We start from the raw sequence: 15,015 nt of genomic DNA, 5'->3' as shown, positions 1-15,015 counted from the left end.
CAATCCCCAGCCGTTGTCGATCCAAGGTATGCCGCATATGTATGACCCGCAGGACGACGAGGTCACCCGGGAAGCCGACGCAATCGGAGCAACCGAGATGGCGCCGACGGTGACGTCCGGCCCCGCCTCCGGTTCCGTGGTGGACGCCCTGGCCTGGTCGCAGGAGGACGGCAGCGCCAGCGCCGAACCGGTGCCCTACGTCGACGACTTCTACGACCCGGCGCCGGGCACCGGCCGCCGCCCCGTCGCGGCACCGCCCTCGGCGCCGGTGCCGGCCCGTCGGCACCCGTCGCAGTGGCCGCGCTACGCGCTCGGTATCGGCATCCTGGTGGCGCTGATCGCCGTCGCCGGCGCCCTGTTCAACCTGGCCCGCACCTCGCAGGACGAAGCGCCGGTGCAGCCGGAGACCAGCGCCGTCGTGCCGCCGGTACCGTCGTCCAGCGCGTTGCCGCCGCCGCCGGCGCCCAGCACGCCCGCACCTCCGCCGCCGCCGGTGGCCACCACCCCGGCGCCGCCGCCGGTGACCACCACCGAGGCGCCGGTCACCACCACCACGACGGCGCCGCCCACCACGACCACCACCGCGCCGCCGAGCACCACGACGACAACGGCGCCACCGACGACTACCACCGCACCCCCGACTACCACGGCGCCGCCGACCACCACGGTGCCGCCGACCACGACGGTGCCGATGACCACGGAGTACCTGCGCATCCCGCTGGTGCCGATACCGATCCCGATCACCGTTCCGGAGAACTAGCCGCCCGGCCGATGCTGGCCGGGCCCTGCCTGCGGCAGGCACACTGGGGTGTGGCCACCGAGGCAGATAGGAGCGAGCCATGAGCGATGAGGGTGCGTTCGGATTCGATGCCGAGGACTTGGACCGGGTGCTCCGCGAGGCGGGTGAGGGGCTGCGCGCGGCGTTCGACCGCTTCTCCGGAACGTTCGGCTCCGCCGGAAACCGCGCCGGCTGGGGCGCGCTGTTCGCCGACCTGGCTCACGCGGCGCGTTCCGGGCCGCCGACCACCGGCGAGACCGGCGATGGGGTGTGGGCCATCTATACCGTCGGCGACGACGGCGCGGCCCGGGTCGAGCAGGTGTTCGCCACCGAGATCGATGCCCTGCGTGCCAGCCAGCGCAATCCCGATCCCAAACGAAAAGTACGGTTTTTGCCCTACGGGATTGCGGTCGGTGTGCTCGACGACAGTGCCGGCGCGAGCGAGTGAGATAGCCCACTGATGGGCGCGGCTCGCCTGGTTTGACACCGTTGCGGCGTGGGTTACATTGCCACCGTGCCTGAGATGAACCGCCGCCACGTCATGTTGATGCTGGGTGCCGGGGCGCTGGCCGCCGCCGCCCCGAATCCGCTGGCCAGAGCCGTTCCCGCGTCTCCCAGGGCGCCCGGCGACCCGGCGCAGCAACCGGTCTCCCCGGCCGATCCCGCGGCACCGCCGGCCGCTGCCAAGCCCGGCGGCTTTATCTGGCATGACGAATTCGACGGCCCGGCCGGTTCGGCCCCGGACCCGTCCAAGTGGACGATCTCCAACCACCGCACCCCGATCCGCCGCCCGGTCGGCTGGGACCGGCCGGAGTACTTCTACCAGTACCGCGACAGTCGCAAGAACGTCTTCCTCGACGGCAAGTCCAACCTCGTCCTCCGGGCCACCCAGGAGGGCAACACCTACTTCGGCGGCCTGGTGCACGGCAACTGGCGCGGCGGCCTCGGCACCACCTGGGAAGCGCGGATCAAACTGAACTGCCAGACCGCGGGCGCCTGGCCCGCCTGGTGGTTGTCCAACGACGACCCGGGCCGCGAAGGCGAAATCGACATGATGGAGTGGTACGGCAACGGCGAGTGGCCGTCCGGCACCACGGTGCACGCCAACCCGTATGGCACCGCGTTCGAAACGTTCGCGTTTCCCGTCGACGGCAACTGGCACACCTGGCGGGTCACCTGGAACGCCAGCGGCATGTACTTCTGGCAGGACTACGCCGAGGGCATGGAGCCCTACTTTTCCGTCCCGGCTGTGGGCATCGAGAACATCGAAGAACCCGGCCGGGAGTGGCCGTTCAACGACCCCGGCTACACGGTGTTCCCGATCCTGAACCTGGCCGTCGGCGGATCTGGGGGCGGCGACGCCCGTCAGGGGTCCTACCCGGCGGACATGCTGATCGACTGGGTGCGGGTCTTCTAACGGCGGCGGGGATTCAGTGGCACCATGCGAAGGTGCCCGAGATGAATCGCCGCAACCTGATGCTGAGCACCGGGGTCGGGATGCTGGCCACCGCGATGCGCGTTCCGCAGGCCTGGGCGCAGCCGGCGCCGGCCGGTCCGCTGCCCGCCGCCCCCGCCCAGACCTACCTATTCAGTGACGAGTTCGACGGTCCCGCCGGGTCGGCCCCCGATTCGGCGAAGTGGACGGTGGCGCGGGCGCGCGAATCCATGAAGGACCCGACGTTCTGGGAGCGGCCCGAGAACGTCGGGCAATACCGCGACGATCGCCAGAACGTGTTCCTCGACGGCAAGTCCAACCTGGTGCTGCGCGCCGCCAAAGACCGCAACACCTACTACAGCGGCAAGGTCCAGAGCCGGTGGACCGGCGGCATCGGCCACACCTGGGAAGCCCGCATCAAACTCAACTGCCTGACCCCCGGCGCCTGGCCCGCCTGGTGGATGGGCAACGACGATCGCGGCGAGATCGACGTGCTGGAGTGGTACGGCAACGGCAACTGGCCGTCGGCGACCACCGTCCACACCAAGGCGAACGGGGCCGAGTGGGCCACCCACCAGATCGCCATGGACACCGCCTGGCACACCTGGCGATGCCGCTGGGATGACGAGGGCATCCGGTTCTGGCGCGACTACGTCGACGGCGCGCAGCCCTACTTCACCGTTCCGGCGAACTCGATCGCCGACTGGCCGTTCAATGACCCCGGCTACCAAGTGTTTTCGGTGTTGAATCTGGCCGTCGCCGGGTCCGGCGGGGGCGATCCCGGGGCGGGCAGCTACCCGGCGGAGATGCTGGTCGACTGGATCCGGGTGTCCTAACCGGCGGTGTGCGCGTCGAGCCAGGCCACACCGTCGGCAGCGGATCGGAACAGCGCGTCGCGCTCGCCGAAGTAGCCGGCGATCGCCCCGACCCCGGGCAGGACACTCAGCCGCTGGTAGAGCTTCTTGGGCTGCGGCCGCTTGGCGGCCTCCTCGAAAGTCGCCCGCAAGATCCCGGCCAGCCGCCAGAGAGTCCGGGGGATCGCCCGGCGTTGCGGGAGCGGCTCGGGTTCGGGCGGTGGCGGCACGTCGACATTCTCGGGCAGCTCACGTCGGCACAGCACCGCGGCGAGCAGCCGCACCTGCTGGCGCCGGTCGGTGACGCCGTACTCGCGGGCCAGCGCGCACAGCACGATGGCGTGGTTGACGAATCCGGCCAGCTCGTCGACCGGCAGCAGCCGCGCCAGCCAGCCGAAGACGCGCGGTGAGGCCACCACCAGGGTGTTCAGCGCGCCGACCCGGTGCACCCACCAATGGACGCGCTCGTCGCGGCTCATCCGCTCCCAGGCGGCGGTGCCCGGAAGGTCGGCGGCGTTCATCAACTGCGCGCCGGCGTTGCGGGCCCGGTCGGCGTTGCTGGGACCGCGGCCGGCCTCCTGGCGGCGCCGCCTCAGCCGTAAGCGGCGGATCCGCTGGATCAGACCGCGGGGCGGAGTGAGCAGCCGATGGGTGCGGTCGCGCAGGCCGATGGGATCCGCTTGCGCGAGCAGGTCGAGCAGCGGGTTGATGATCGCCACCGCGCGACCGAGAGCGTCGGCGACTTCGGCGTCGGTGAGGGCGGGGTGCGGCTTGGGGAACAGACCCATGGCGTTGATTGTGGCGTGCATCGCTGAGCGATGTTAAGCCGATGACGGGAATCGAACCCGCGTATTCAGCTTGGGAAGGCTGATGTGTGACGCGTGACGCACCACGGCCACTGCGATGCATGTCGGTTCTTGTACGACTCCATAGCGCCGGCCAGCAGCAGAGATGAACGTAGTTGCACAAGTGCCGTTCAGTCTTTCTGCCTTTCATAAAAACTGAACGTCTCGTGCGGCCGAACGTCACCTGTCGTGATCTGATCGAACAGTGCAACCACCAGGGGCTGTCTGGCTGCGGCAGTGGTGGGCCAGCCAGGATGGCCAACGCCAAAGTTGTGCGCTAGGCGATCGACGTTCGCGGTAGCGATTCTCCTGCTTAGTGCAGCTTGCTCGTCGGCGCTGAGGCCTTGGCGCATCGAGGCGCCCAGCAAGGCTGCCGCAGCTTGGCGAAGCTCATGATCGTGGAGTTCGAGCGCCCAGATGTTCGCGTCGTGGTAGAGCAAGTCGGTGTCCATGAAAAGCCAGTACGCTGCAAGCGCCAAGTCCGGCCCGTCTCGGTATTCGCCATATGTGGAACGATCGAGCCAGGCGTGCGCCTTTAGGACTGCGTAGCCCTCGACCTGCGGAATCTTGATCGACAACCCATCGGCGACATTCAGCCGGTCTGCGCGCACAAACGCGTCCTGGAAGCCGTGGACGTTCATGCTCGAGTCCCCAGGCGGATGGCTTGACGTTCCTTGGGGCGCTTCGACAGCACCGAAAGGAATTACATCGGTGAGGATTCCATTAATGCGGAACCGATGACCCGATTCACCCTCAGAGGTAAACCGGTCACGCAACTGAACGAACTGATTCCAGTCCGCTATCGCTACCGCGATGTCGGTGTCGTTGGTGCGCCGCAGTGGCGCACCCCCTACAAGCCTTGAATGTAGGAGATTTCGGCACTGAGCGCCGACGAGCATCGCCTGCTCAGGAAGGATGACATCTGATATGGCCTGCACTACGGGGGCGATCTCCGCCAAAAGTTCTTGGCTGTAACTAAATTCGTAGCTCAAGATCGCGTCTCATCTCATGTGCGGCCTGAGTCTGACGTGGTTCGTGGGCTGCGAGCAGGTCGGCGTAAATCAGGAGCGGCGGAGCGACGTTGTTGGCGAGGCTGTCAAGATCCCGCCAGAATAGTCTGCGTATCGTGACGTTCCCCCCTGGTTCTCGGTGCCAACGATTCCGTCGAAGCAGGTCAGTGGGTGTACGGGTGTTTTTGTCGGCCCGAATGTAGAGGACCAATGTTTCGGCGTGCCGGATGTAGCCTGGCGTGGCCTGCTCGCCGCTGACTGCGAACTCCATCCCCTCCGGCACCGACCAGTCGCTCACATCGCCGCTCCCCACAAACATCTGGTTTGCTCTGCCGAGGTTTGCTGAGTAGGTCGATCCCCAAAGGTCCAGCAGTTCGTTCGCGCGAATCAGTTCTCGATAGCTTGCCGTTTGTTCCACGAATCCGATGGACGCAAGGGTGTCGATGGTTTCCTTCGCGATTCCGACCGATACGCCTGCGTGGCGGGCGATCTCTCGGAGCGGCGCAGCGGCAAGGTCGGGGCGACTGAGCAGTACGAACACAACCTGAGCCCGTCTGGGGGAAAAAGGATTGGTCGGCCCGACGTGGACGCTGTCGTCGTGCAGTGACGATCTATCGCTTCGCCTGCCACGGACATCAATCAAGAGTCCATCGTTGCGCAAGTATGCATTTCCAGCTTGGTCTAGATACCAAATACCGCGTGCCCGAAAGGTTTTAGCACTCGATTCGTGAACGCGGGGACCGATGACCAATAGTGGAATTCCTTGAGGGGCAGCGTGGGCTGCTTGCAATGCTTCAGTGGCAGACATGTGAGGTAGGTACAGAACGGCGATATCGATGAATCGGTCGCCGGTGGCAAGGGTCATGGGCGTCGGGCGTAGCCAATTGATCTCGGTGAGGTCGCCGATCTGGATGTTGAGATCAGCGAGTTGCCTCTGAACAGCCTCCGCCAGCGACCTAGGAACAGTGTCCATGTGTTCAGTGTATGCGTTGTTCATTTTTTCTGAATACATCTTGAGCTGAACGCACGTGCAGTCGATCCGGGGCCCGGCCAATGGCACCGAAGGCGTGTTCGCCTCCACCGAGGTATATGAGGTGCGGAAGAGCGACTCTACGCCGCCCTCGCACAACGATCTTCTAGAAGTGACACATCCAACCGGGGTGTGGCACCGAAGCGGGGAACCGAACGGCTCGAACAGAGTCTTGCCTGAGCGACGTGGAGCCGATGACGGGAATCGAACCCGCGTATTCAGCTTGGGAAGCTGATGTTCTGCCATTGAACTACATCGGCATTGCTGCGCTAGCAGGCTAGCATCTGGGCGCTCGCTGCCTGCGAGAGTGCATCTTCATCCGCCGGACGCGGCGTGTTGCGGATGAAACCGCACCCTCGGCGCCCCGTGGTACGGCCCATCCAAGCGGTCAGCGGATACGCTCGTGCGGTGCTGCTCTCCGATCGCGATCTGCGGGCCGAAATCGCCGCCGGCCGGCTGGGCATCGACCCCTTCGATGACGCCCTGGTACAGCCGTCCAGCGTGGACGTCCGCCTCGACAGCCTGTTCCGGGTGTTCAACAACACCCGCTACACCCACATCGACCCGGCGAAACAGCAGGACGAGCTGACGACGCTGTTCGAGCCCGATCCCGGTGAGCCGTTCGTGCTGCATCCCGGCGAGTTCGTGCTGGGCTCCACCCTGGAGTGCTGCACGCTGCCCGACGATCTGGCCGGCCGGCTGGAGGGCAAATCGAGCCTGGGCCGGCTGGGATTGTTGACCCATTCGACCGCGGGTTTCATCGACCCGGGCTTCTCCGGGCACATCACGTTGGAGCTGTCCAACGTGGCGAATCTGCCGATCACGTTGTGGCCGGGGATGAAGATCGGTCAGCTGTGCCTACTGCGGCTGACGAGTCCGGCGGAGCACCCTTACGGCAGCACGCGGGTAGGGTCGAAATATCAGGGCCAGCGCGGGCCGACGCCGTCCCGCTCGTACCAGAACTTCATCCAGTCCGGTTAGCCCTTCGGATGCGACGGCCGCCGCGCCGCCGGGATGAAGCCGGTACCGCTGGCCTTGGCGGGGGTCTGGCCCTCATCACTGGCCGATCAGCAGCGTGTGGAGGTATTGGTGGACATCGTTCTCGGGGTGTCGGTAGCACCCTCGACGGTCCGCATGGTGTTGGTGGAAGGTGAAACCGCCAACGGGGTGACGGTCGAGCATGACGACTTCGACGTCGGCGCCGGTAACGAGGGCGCCCCGGAGCGGGTGGTCTCGGCGATCCTGGGCACCCGCGAGGGTGCGCGCGAGGGCGGCTATCAGCTCAGCTCGACCGGGGTGACCTGGAGTCATCCCGCCGAGGCCGCCGCGCTGCGCGATGCCCTGGTCAGCCACAAGGTCGAGAACGTGATGCTGGTGTCGGCGTTCCTGGCCGCCGCGGCGCTGGCCCAGGCGGTCGGCAGCGCGACCCGCTACAACCGGACGGCCTTGCTGTTCGTCGAGCCGGAGGCCGCCACCCTTGCGGTGGTCAACTCCGACGACGGCTCGATCGCCGAGATCCACCGGCAGCCGCTGTCGAGCGATGACGCCAGCGCCGTCGGTGAGCTGACCGAGCTGGCGGCCGGCGCCCAACGCCTGGAGTCGCGTCCCGACGGGCTGTTCGTGGTCGGATCGGGCGGCGTCAACGTCGCCATGATCAAGCCGGAGCTGGACAAGGCCAGCCCGCTGCCGGTCAGCGCCCCCGAAGAACCGGACATGGCGCTGGCTCGAGGAGCTGCGCTGGCCAGTGCACACGCCCCGCTGTTCAACTCGTCCACCCGGGCGCTGGCCTGGGCGCAGGACCCCGGCACCGGCGCAGTGGACCCGGCGCTGGTCAGTGCCGGCTACGCCTACGTCCCCCCCGGGGCGGTGGACTACAACGCCACCTCGGACATCGAGCCGCTGGCCTACAGCGCGGTTCCTGACTTCGCCGACAGCGGCTACCTGCCCTCGGGCATCCAGGACGTCGTCGACCAGCCCGAGCTCGTCGACTCCCGCATGCTGGACTTCAGCACCGGAATCCAGCAGCGGGAGCGCAAACCGATACTGGTGACCGGTGGGGTGGCGGCACTGTTCGTGGTCGGTGTGCTGGCCCTGGCGGTCGCGCTGGCCGTGGGCATGCGGGCGGCCAACCACCACGGGCCGGACGTGCGGGCCAACGTCGTCACTCACCAGCCCCCGCCACCCAAGGCCGCTGTCCCACCCCCGGCGCCGCCACCCTCGGCGCCGCCGGCACCGGCCGCCGAGCCTGCCCCGCCCCCGCAAGCCCCGGCCCCCGCTCCGGCGCCGCGGGCGCCCGCCCCGCAGCCGGTGGCCCCGGCCCCGCCCCCGCCGGCGCTGCCGCCCCCGCCGGCGCTGCCGCCGCCGATGATCCCGAATCTGGAGATTCCCGGCCTGCCCGGCGGTCCGCCGATCCTCGGCCCGCCCCGGGGCGGATGGGACGGCCCTGGTCACGGCGGTGGTCACGGTCGCGGTGGTGGCAAGGGCCGCGGCGGCGGCGGGATCAAGATCCCGTTGCCGATTCCGGGCCTGCACTTCTGAGGTGGGGGTTTCCCCCGCAAACACCTAAGATGGGCTAATCAATCACCGGCCGTAGGGGAGGAGGTGCGATGGACATCGTTCTGGGCGTGTCGACGGCACCGCCGTCGGTACGGATGGTGCTCGTCGAAGGGGAGAACGCCGGTGGCGTCACCGTCGACGAGGACGGCTTCGAGGTCGACTCCGGCGGGCCGGCGTTTCCCGACCAGGTGGTGTCGGCCATCCTGGGCACCCAGGAGAGCGCTGAAGAGGGCGGCTATCGGCTGGCCTCGACCGGGGTGACCGTCGCCAATCAGCTGCAGGCCGGCCAGTTGCGCGACGCGCTGGCCCATCGCCGGGTCGAGAACGTGATGCTGGTCTCGGCGTTTTTGGCCGCGGCCGCGCTGGCGCAGACGGTGGGCGGGACGGTCGGCTACCAGCGGACCGCGCTGATGTTCATCGAGCCCGACGGCGCCACGCTGGCGGTCGTCGACTCGTCGGACGGCTCGATCACCGAGGTGCACCGGGTGGCACTGCCGTCCGACGACGCCGCCGCCCTCGGCGAATTGACCGCCCTGGCCGCGCAGGCCGGCCGGCTCGAGTCTCGGCCCGACGGGTTGTTCGTGGTCGGCTCCGGCGTCAATGTCGGCGTGGTCAAGCCCGACCTGGATGCGGCCAGCCCCATCCCGGTCAGCGTGCCCGAGGAGCCCGAGACGGCGCTGGCCCGGGGTGCCGCGCTGGCCAGCGCACACGCGCCGTTGTTCGACTCGTCGACGTCGGCGTTGGCGTGGGCGCGCGACCCGGGCACCGGCGTACTTGACCCGAATCTGGTCGCGCTGGGCTACGCCTACCAGGCCGGTGGCGACTACGACGCCACCAGGGGCGAGTACGCCCTGGCCTACAGCGCCGTTCCCGACGACGCCGACGCCGACTACCTGGCGTTCTCCGACACCGGCACTACCCAGGGCGCCGTCGCCGAGGACTACGCGCCGAGCTCCGGTCTGCGGCTGTTCGAAGAGACCGAGCATCCCCGCCGCCGCAATCCGTTCCTGCTGGCCGGCAGCGGGCTGGCGGCCTTCTTCGTCGTCGGGGTGGCTTCGTTGCTGGTGGCGCTGGCGGTCAGTATCCGGCCCACCGCGTCGGACCGTCCTGCGCCCGGCCAGCACATCGTGGTACCCACGCAGCAGGCGCCGGCCCCGGTTCCCCAGGTGGCGCCCAAGGTGCCACCTGCCGCGCCCGCCCCAGCGGCTCCAGCACCAGCGGCCCCGGCGCCGCCCGTCGCGCAGGCCCCGGCGGCTCCTGCGCCGGTGCCCGCGGCGCCTGCGCCCGCGCCGGCGGCTCCCGCCCCGGCGGCCCCGGCCCCTGTGCCGATTCCGGTCCCCATTCAGGTGCCCAGCCCGCCGGCGGTCGAGATTCCCCCGCCGGCCGCACCGGCCCCGCCGGTCAAGCAGCCCGAGTGGCCACGGATCTTCGACCCTCCCAAGCAGAGTCCGCCCAAGAACGACAATCCGTCGTGGCTGCCGGGGAACAACGGTGGCGGCGACAGAGGTGACAATCCGTCGTGGCTGCCGGGGAACAACGGTGGCGGCAACAAGGGCGGCAACCCATCGTGGCTGCCGGGCAATAACGGTGGCGGCAACAAGGGCAATAACCCCTCGCCGTGGCTGCCCGGCGTCGGCACCAACGGCGGTGGAAACAATCCCTGGTTGCCGGGCCTGGGCGGCGGTAGCAGCGGCGCCCGCGGTGGTGGCGGCGGCTCCTGGTTCCCGGGCCTTGGTGGCGGCGGGGGCAAGGGCGGCGGCGGCAAGGGCGGCGGCTGGCCCTTCTGAGTTGACGCCCAGTCCACTAGCCTGGCGGCGTGGACTACGCCGCAGCATTGCTCGACGAGAACCGCGCCTTCGGTGAGCTGGTCCGCTCCGGGGATCCGGAAGTGCGGATCCCGACCTGCCCGGAGTGGAACCTGACGCAGCTGTTCCGGCACGTCGGACGCGGACACCGTTGGGCCGCCCAGACCGTCGCCGACCGCTTGGACCACGCGCTGGACCCACGCGAGGTCGTCGACGGCAAACCGCCCGCGGACCCCGACGCGGCCATCGACTGGCTGCACGACGGCGCCCAGCGGGTGCTCGACGCGATCACCGGCATCGGGCCGGACAATCCGGCATGGACGTTTCTGGGTCCCCGCCCGGCCGTCTGGTGGCTGCGCCGCCGGCTGCACGAGGCGACGGTGCACCGCGCCGACGCCGCCCTGGCACTCGGCGCTGACTTCAACCTGTCGCCGGAGTTGGCTGCCGACGGGATCTCCGAATGGCTCGATCTGGTCACCGCACGGCCTGGCCGCGACGGGCAATCGCCGCTGACCGGCGGTCAGAGCGTGCACCTGCACGCCACCGATGACGGCCTGGGATCGGCGGGCGAGTGGACGATCAGCCGGTCGGCCGACACCGGCGCACTGAGCTGGTCGCATGAGCACGGCAAGGGCTCGGTGGCACTGCGCGGCCCGGCCCGCGACCTGTTCTTGGTGGTCATGCGCCGGGTTGCGGTGGCCGACACCGACATCGCGGTGTTCGGTGACGCCGCGGTGTGGCAGGACTGGGTCGAGCACACCGCGTTCTGAGGGCGCGCCGACACGGTAGTTTGCAGACCATGAGCACATCGGAGATCGCGACCGTCCTCGCCTGGCACGACGCCCTGGCCGCCGGTGACGTGGACACCTTGGAGCAGCTGTCCAGCGAGGACATCGAGGTAGCCGACGCCGACGGTGCCGCGCAAGGCCATCAGGCGCTGCGGCAGTGGGCAGCCTTGGCGAAGACCAGCGCCGGGATCGGCCGGATGTATGTGCACGGCGGGGTGGTGGTGGCCGAGTTGACGCCCGCCGAAGCCGGCGCCACCGCCCAGGCGGTTGCCTTCCGGGTGGTGCACGACCACGTCACGGCGGTGTTCCGTCACGACGACCTCGACGCGGCGCTGACCGCTACGGACCTCACCGAGGCCGACCGCGCCGACTGAACCGTTACTCTCTACCCCATGCGCGGGATCATCCTGGCCGGCGGCTCAGGCACCCGCCTGTATCCGATCACGATGGGCGTCAGCAAACAGCTGCTGCCGGTCTACGACAAGCCGCTGGTCTACTACCCGCTATGCACCTTGATGCTGGCCGGTATCCGCGACATCCAGGTGATCACCACCGGCCATGACGCGCCGGCCTTTCAGCGATTGCTGGGCGACGGCAGCACATTCGGGGTCGACATCACCTACGCGGTCCAGGATCGGCCCGAGGGACTGGGGCAGGCGTTCCTCATCGGCGCCGAGCACATCGGCACCGACTCGGTCGCGCTGGTATTGGGGGACAACATCTTCTACGGCCCCGGGCTGGGAACCAGCCTGCGGCGTCACCAATCCGTTTCCGGCGCAGTCATATTCGCCTACTGGATGGCGGACCCCTCGGCCTACGGCGTCGTCGAGTTCGACGCGGACGGCACCGCGGTGTCGGTGGTGGAGAAGCCGACGGCCCCCAAATCGCACCACGCGATACCGGGGCTGTACTTCTACGACAACGACGTCGTCGAGATCGCCCGGGGCTTGAAGCCATCCGGGCGCGGCGAGTACGAGATCACCGATATCAACCAGACCTACCTCGAGCAGGGCCGGCTGCGGGTCGAGACGCTGGCCCGCGGCACCGCCTGGCTGGACACCGGGACGTTCGATTCACTGCTGGACGCCGGCGATTACGTCCGCACCATCGAGCGCCGCCAGGGCCTCAAGATCGGCATCCCCGAGGAGGTCGCCTGGCGGATGGGGTTCATCGACGACGCCCAACTCGCGGACCGCGCGCAAGCCCTGCTCAAGTCCGGATACGGCGGTTATCTGCTGGAGTTGCTGGACCGGCGTTGATCGGCTACCGAGCGCCGGCGATCGTCGCCGCCGCGCGCTGCAGCGAGCGCTCGGCGTCTTCACGCCGATCGCCCATCCCGACGAACATGTCGACGGTCATCGGCCCCAGGATGTTCGTGAGTGCACGGCCGTCCCGCTCGAAGGTGCCGACAATCTCCAGCAACACCACGCCGTGGATCATGCTCCAGATCCGCCCGGCCAAATCCACGACGTCGTCCGCGCGGATCCTCCCGGCGGTGACCATGCGCTGCACGGCGGCGATGAGTTGTTCGAATGCATTGTTCCCCACCGGCATTCCGATGTTCGGCGTGCCGATCAGCCGGGGCGACGCCAGCCCGAACATCAGCCGGTACCGCTGCGGATTCTCCAGCGCGAACTCGCGGTAGTTGTAGCCCATCACGAAGAAATCGGCCATCGGGTCGTCGATTCGCGGACCCGCGCCGAGCGCAGCGCCGAACCGCTCAAACGACGCCGCGACGATGGCGTCCAGCAGGCCGTTCATTCCGCCGAAGTGGGTGTAGACCGCCATCGTCGACGCCCCGATCTCGGCGGCGACCTTCCGTGCCTGTAGCGCCTCGGGACCCGAGGTTTCCAATAGGTGCAGCCCGGCTTCGATCAAGCGCTCACGCGGATTCACCCTTGCCATCCTGCCATAACGATGTTATACACGAACATAACGTCGTTATGGCAAGGAGGTGCCAGTATGAACAATCCGTACCTGGAGGGCGGTTACGCCCCGATCGCCCAGGAATACACCCTCACCGACCTCAAGATGTCCGGGGTCATCCCCGACTACCTGGACGGCCGCTACCTGCGCAACGGCCCCAACCCGGTCGGCGAAATCGATCCCGCCGTCTACCACTGGTTCATCGGAGACGGGATGGTCCACGGCGTGCGGCTGCGCGAGGGCAAGGCCGAGTGGTATCGCAACCGCTACGTGCGCGGGCCGCAGACAGCCCAAGCACTCGGCGAACCGCCGCCGCGCGGCTACCACCGCGGGGCGATGGGCATCGGTGCCAACACCAATGTGATCGGCCACGCCGGGCGCACCTACGCGCTGATCGAGGGCGGCGTCTCCTGCTATGAGCTGACCGACGAGCTGGACACCATCGGCGCCTGCGACTTCGACGGCACCCTGCCCGGCGGCTACACCGCGCATCCCAAACGCGACCCGGACACCGGCGAGCTGCATGCCGTGTCGTACGCGTTCAACCGCGGTAACACCGTGCAGTACTCGGTGATCGGCGCCGATGGCCGGACGCGGCGCGCCATCGACATCGAAGTCACCGGCTCGCCGATGATGCATGACTTCTCGCTGACCGAAAACCACGTCGTCTTCTACGACCTTCCGGTGACCTTCGATGTACGCCAGGTCGTCGAGGGGTCGGCGCCTCCGGGCCTGCGGCTGCCGGTGCGACTGGTCCTGAATGCCTTGATCGGGCGGGTCCGCATCCCGGACCCGATCACCGCCCGGTTACCGAGGCCCAAGGACGGCGACCGCCGCATGCCGTATCGGTGGAACCCGAAATACCCTGCGCGGGTCGGGGTTATGCCCCGTGATGGCGACAGTTCAGACGTGCGGTGGTTCGACGTGGAACCGTGCTACGTGTTCCACCCGCTGAACGCCTACGACGACGGCGACACCGTCGTGCTCGATGTGGTGCGCCACCCCAAGATGTTCGACACTGACCTTCGTGGTCCGGCGGAGGGTCCGCCCACGCTGGATCGGTGGACGGTGGACCTGGCCGATGGCAAAGTCCGGGAGTCCCGCATTGACGACCGGGGCCAGGAGTTCCCCCGGGTTGACGAGCGCCGGGTCGGACGACGGCACCGGTTCGGCTATGCGGTTGGTTTCAACGGCGACGAGTCGACGCTGCTCAAGCATGACCTCGTCGGCGGTTCGACGGCGACGCGCTCGTTTGGGGCGGGAAAACAGTTGGGCGAGTTCGTCTTCCATCCGTCCGCAACCGACGCGGCCGAAGACGACGGTGTGCTGATGGGCTTCGTGTACGACAGCGCGACCGATCGCAGCGGGCTGGCCATCCTGGATGCGGCCACGCTGGAGGACGTCGCCGGTATCCAGCTGCCGCATCGTGTTCCCGCCGGCTTCCACGGCAACTGGGTGCCCAGCGGGCAGTAGGAGGTCGAGATGAGCACGAGGTTGGTAACGCCGTCGGAGCCCGCTATGCGGGCCGGCGATCCGGAGCGGGGAAGCACTGCCGCCCATCTCGGACAGGCATTCGCCCAGGGATATCTTTCTATGGAGGAGTACGAGACACGACTGGGGCGGGCGTTTGAAGCTGAGACCGTTCGTGCTCTCGACGACCTGCTCGTCGATCTGCCCGTCGGGCGGATTGGCCGGCGGGATCCGCAGCGTCGTGCCGCGCGCCACGCCGCCGCCGGTCGTGCCGTGCGGATTCACCTGTTCGCCTATCTGGCCGTGTCGGTGCTGATGATCGGAATCTGGCTGGCGACCGCCGTGGCCGCCGGGGCGTGGTATTTCTGGCCGGCTTGGCCCATCCTCGGCTGGGGCATCGGGATCGTCTCCCACGCGATTCCCGTTGGGGCGTGTGGGCGAAGGGCTTCCCGTGCCGCCGACCCTGTCGTTAGCGTGTTCGGTACTCGAACTTTCCCGCGCTAACGACAGTTTCGGCG

Annotated in this window: 16 protein-coding genes and 2 tRNA genes; 12 read left to right on the top strand and 6 right to left on the bottom strand. The window is 68.3% G+C overall.

Translation table 11 applies throughout. From position 1 onward, the window contains the following. Positions 1–37 precede the first annotated feature (37 nt). The 4 genes from AC5Y31_RS09435 to AC5Y31_RS09420 all read left to right on the top strand — a co-directional run bounded on the left by AC5Y31_RS09435 (position 38) and on the right by AC5Y31_RS09420 (position 3,049). Complete coding sequence (locus tag AC5Y31_RS09435) at positions 38–760, top strand: hypothetical protein (protein WP_499979893.1); 723 nt, start codon at positions 38–40, stop codon at positions 758–760. Positions 761–839: 79 nt separating this feature from the next. Further along, positions 840–1,226, top strand: a complete 387-nt coding sequence (locus AC5Y31_RS09430; RefSeq protein WP_499979892.1) for an Rv0313 family protein — start codon at positions 840–842, stop codon at positions 1,224–1,226. A 75-nt stretch (positions 1,227–1,301) separates the two neighbouring features. Next, complete coding sequence (locus AC5Y31_RS09425; protein WP_499980340.1) at positions 1,302–2,195, top strand: glycoside hydrolase family 16 protein; 894 nt, start codon at positions 1,302–1,304, stop codon at positions 2,193–2,195. Between the two features lie 41 nt (positions 2,196–2,236). Beyond that, positions 2,237–3,049, top strand: coding sequence for a glycoside hydrolase family 16 protein (locus AC5Y31_RS09420; protein WP_499979890.1), 813 nt, complete (start codon positions 2,237–2,239; stop codon positions 3,047–3,049). Here AC5Y31_RS09420 and AC5Y31_RS09415 read toward each other — a convergent pair. The 5 genes from AC5Y31_RS09415 to AC5Y31_RS09395 all read right to left on the bottom strand — a co-directional run bounded on the left by AC5Y31_RS09415 (position 3,046) and on the right by AC5Y31_RS09395 (position 6,212). Then, complete coding sequence (locus AC5Y31_RS09415) at positions 3,046–3,876, bottom strand: hypothetical protein (RefSeq protein WP_499979889.1); 831 nt, start codon at positions 3,874–3,876, stop codon at positions 3,046–3,048. The two genes, AC5Y31_RS09420 and AC5Y31_RS09415, sit on opposite strands and share 4 nt — an antisense overlap. Positions 3,877–3,891: 15 nt before the next feature. Then, positions 3,892–3,963: transfer RNA gene (locus AC5Y31_RS09410), tRNA-Gly, on the bottom strand. 80 nt (positions 3,964–4,043) lie between these two features. Then, a complete protein-coding gene (locus AC5Y31_RS09405) occupies positions 4,044–4,904 on the bottom strand; it encodes a hypothetical protein (protein ID WP_499979888.1) in 861 nt (286 codons plus the stop codon). Further along, on the bottom strand, positions 4,888–5,895 hold the full coding sequence (locus tag AC5Y31_RS09400) for a type IV toxin-antitoxin system AbiEi family antitoxin (RefSeq protein WP_499979887.1): 1,008 nt from the start codon (positions 5,893–5,895) through the stop codon (positions 4,888–4,890). The genes AC5Y31_RS09405 and AC5Y31_RS09400 overlap by 17 nt, the downstream gene beginning before the upstream one ends. Positions 5,896–6,138: 243 nt before the next feature. Beyond that, a tRNA-Gly gene (locus tag AC5Y31_RS09395) sits at positions 6,139–6,212 on the bottom strand. Between the two features lie 148 nt (positions 6,213–6,360). Here AC5Y31_RS09395 and dcd point away from each other — a divergent pair. The 6 genes from dcd to rfbA all read left to right on the top strand — a co-directional run bounded on the left by dcd (position 6,361) and on the right by rfbA (position 12,360). Next, positions 6,361–6,933 carry a dCTP deaminase gene (dcd, locus tag AC5Y31_RS09390; protein WP_499979885.1) on the top strand — a complete coding sequence of 191 codons (573 nt, stop codon included), beginning with the start codon at positions 6,361–6,363 and terminating at the stop codon, positions 6,931–6,933. 105 nt (positions 6,934–7,038) lie between these two features. After that, positions 7,039–8,490, top strand: coding sequence for a DUF7159 family protein (locus tag AC5Y31_RS09385; protein ID WP_499980334.1), 1,452 nt, complete (start codon positions 7,039–7,041; stop codon positions 8,488–8,490). A gap of 68 nt (positions 8,491–8,558) precedes the next feature. Beyond that, positions 8,559–10,295, top strand: coding sequence for a DUF7159 family protein (locus tag AC5Y31_RS09380; RefSeq protein WP_499979883.1), 1,737 nt, complete (start codon positions 8,559–8,561; stop codon positions 10,293–10,295). Between the two features lie 29 nt (positions 10,296–10,324). Next, entirely contained in the window at positions 10,325–11,083 is a 759-nt protein-coding gene (locus AC5Y31_RS09375) for a maleylpyruvate isomerase family mycothiol-dependent enzyme (RefSeq protein ID WP_499979882.1), read from the top strand. 29 nt (positions 11,084–11,112) lie between these two features. Continuing rightward, a complete protein-coding gene (locus tag AC5Y31_RS09370; RefSeq protein ID WP_499979880.1) occupies positions 11,113–11,475 on the top strand; it encodes a nuclear transport factor 2 family protein in 363 nt (120 codons plus the stop codon). Between the two features lie 18 nt (positions 11,476–11,493). Continuing rightward, on the top strand, positions 11,494–12,360 hold the full coding sequence (gene rfbA / locus AC5Y31_RS09365; RefSeq protein ID WP_499979879.1) for a glucose-1-phosphate thymidylyltransferase RfbA: 867 nt from the start codon (positions 11,494–11,496) through the stop codon (positions 12,358–12,360). 4 nt (positions 12,361–12,364) lie between these two features. Here rfbA and AC5Y31_RS09360 read toward each other — a convergent pair whose 3' ends face one another. Next, on the bottom strand, positions 12,365–12,997 hold the full coding sequence (locus tag AC5Y31_RS09360; protein ID WP_428844320.1) for a TetR/AcrR family transcriptional regulator: 633 nt from the start codon (positions 12,995–12,997) through the stop codon (positions 12,365–12,367). A 66-nt stretch (positions 12,998–13,063) separates the two neighbouring features. On the opposite strand from AC5Y31_RS09360, the gene AC5Y31_RS09355 reads away from it, so the two are divergent. Further along, positions 13,064–14,500: a carotenoid oxygenase family protein gene (locus AC5Y31_RS09355; RefSeq protein WP_499979877.1), complete on the top strand. Its 1,437-nt coding sequence runs from the start codon at positions 13,064–13,066 to the stop codon at positions 14,498–14,500. Positions 14,501–14,509: 9 nt separating this feature from the next. Continuing rightward, a complete protein-coding gene (locus AC5Y31_RS09350; protein WP_499979876.1) occupies positions 14,510–15,001 on the top strand; it encodes a DUF1707 domain-containing protein in 492 nt (163 codons plus the stop codon). The last annotated feature ends 14 nt before the right edge of the window (positions 15,002–15,015 follow it).

The organism is Mycobacterium sp. NGS18 (assembly GCF_059813185.1).
Note: the sequence above shows the minus strand (reverse complement) of the source record. Positions and strands in the feature narration are given on the sequence as shown.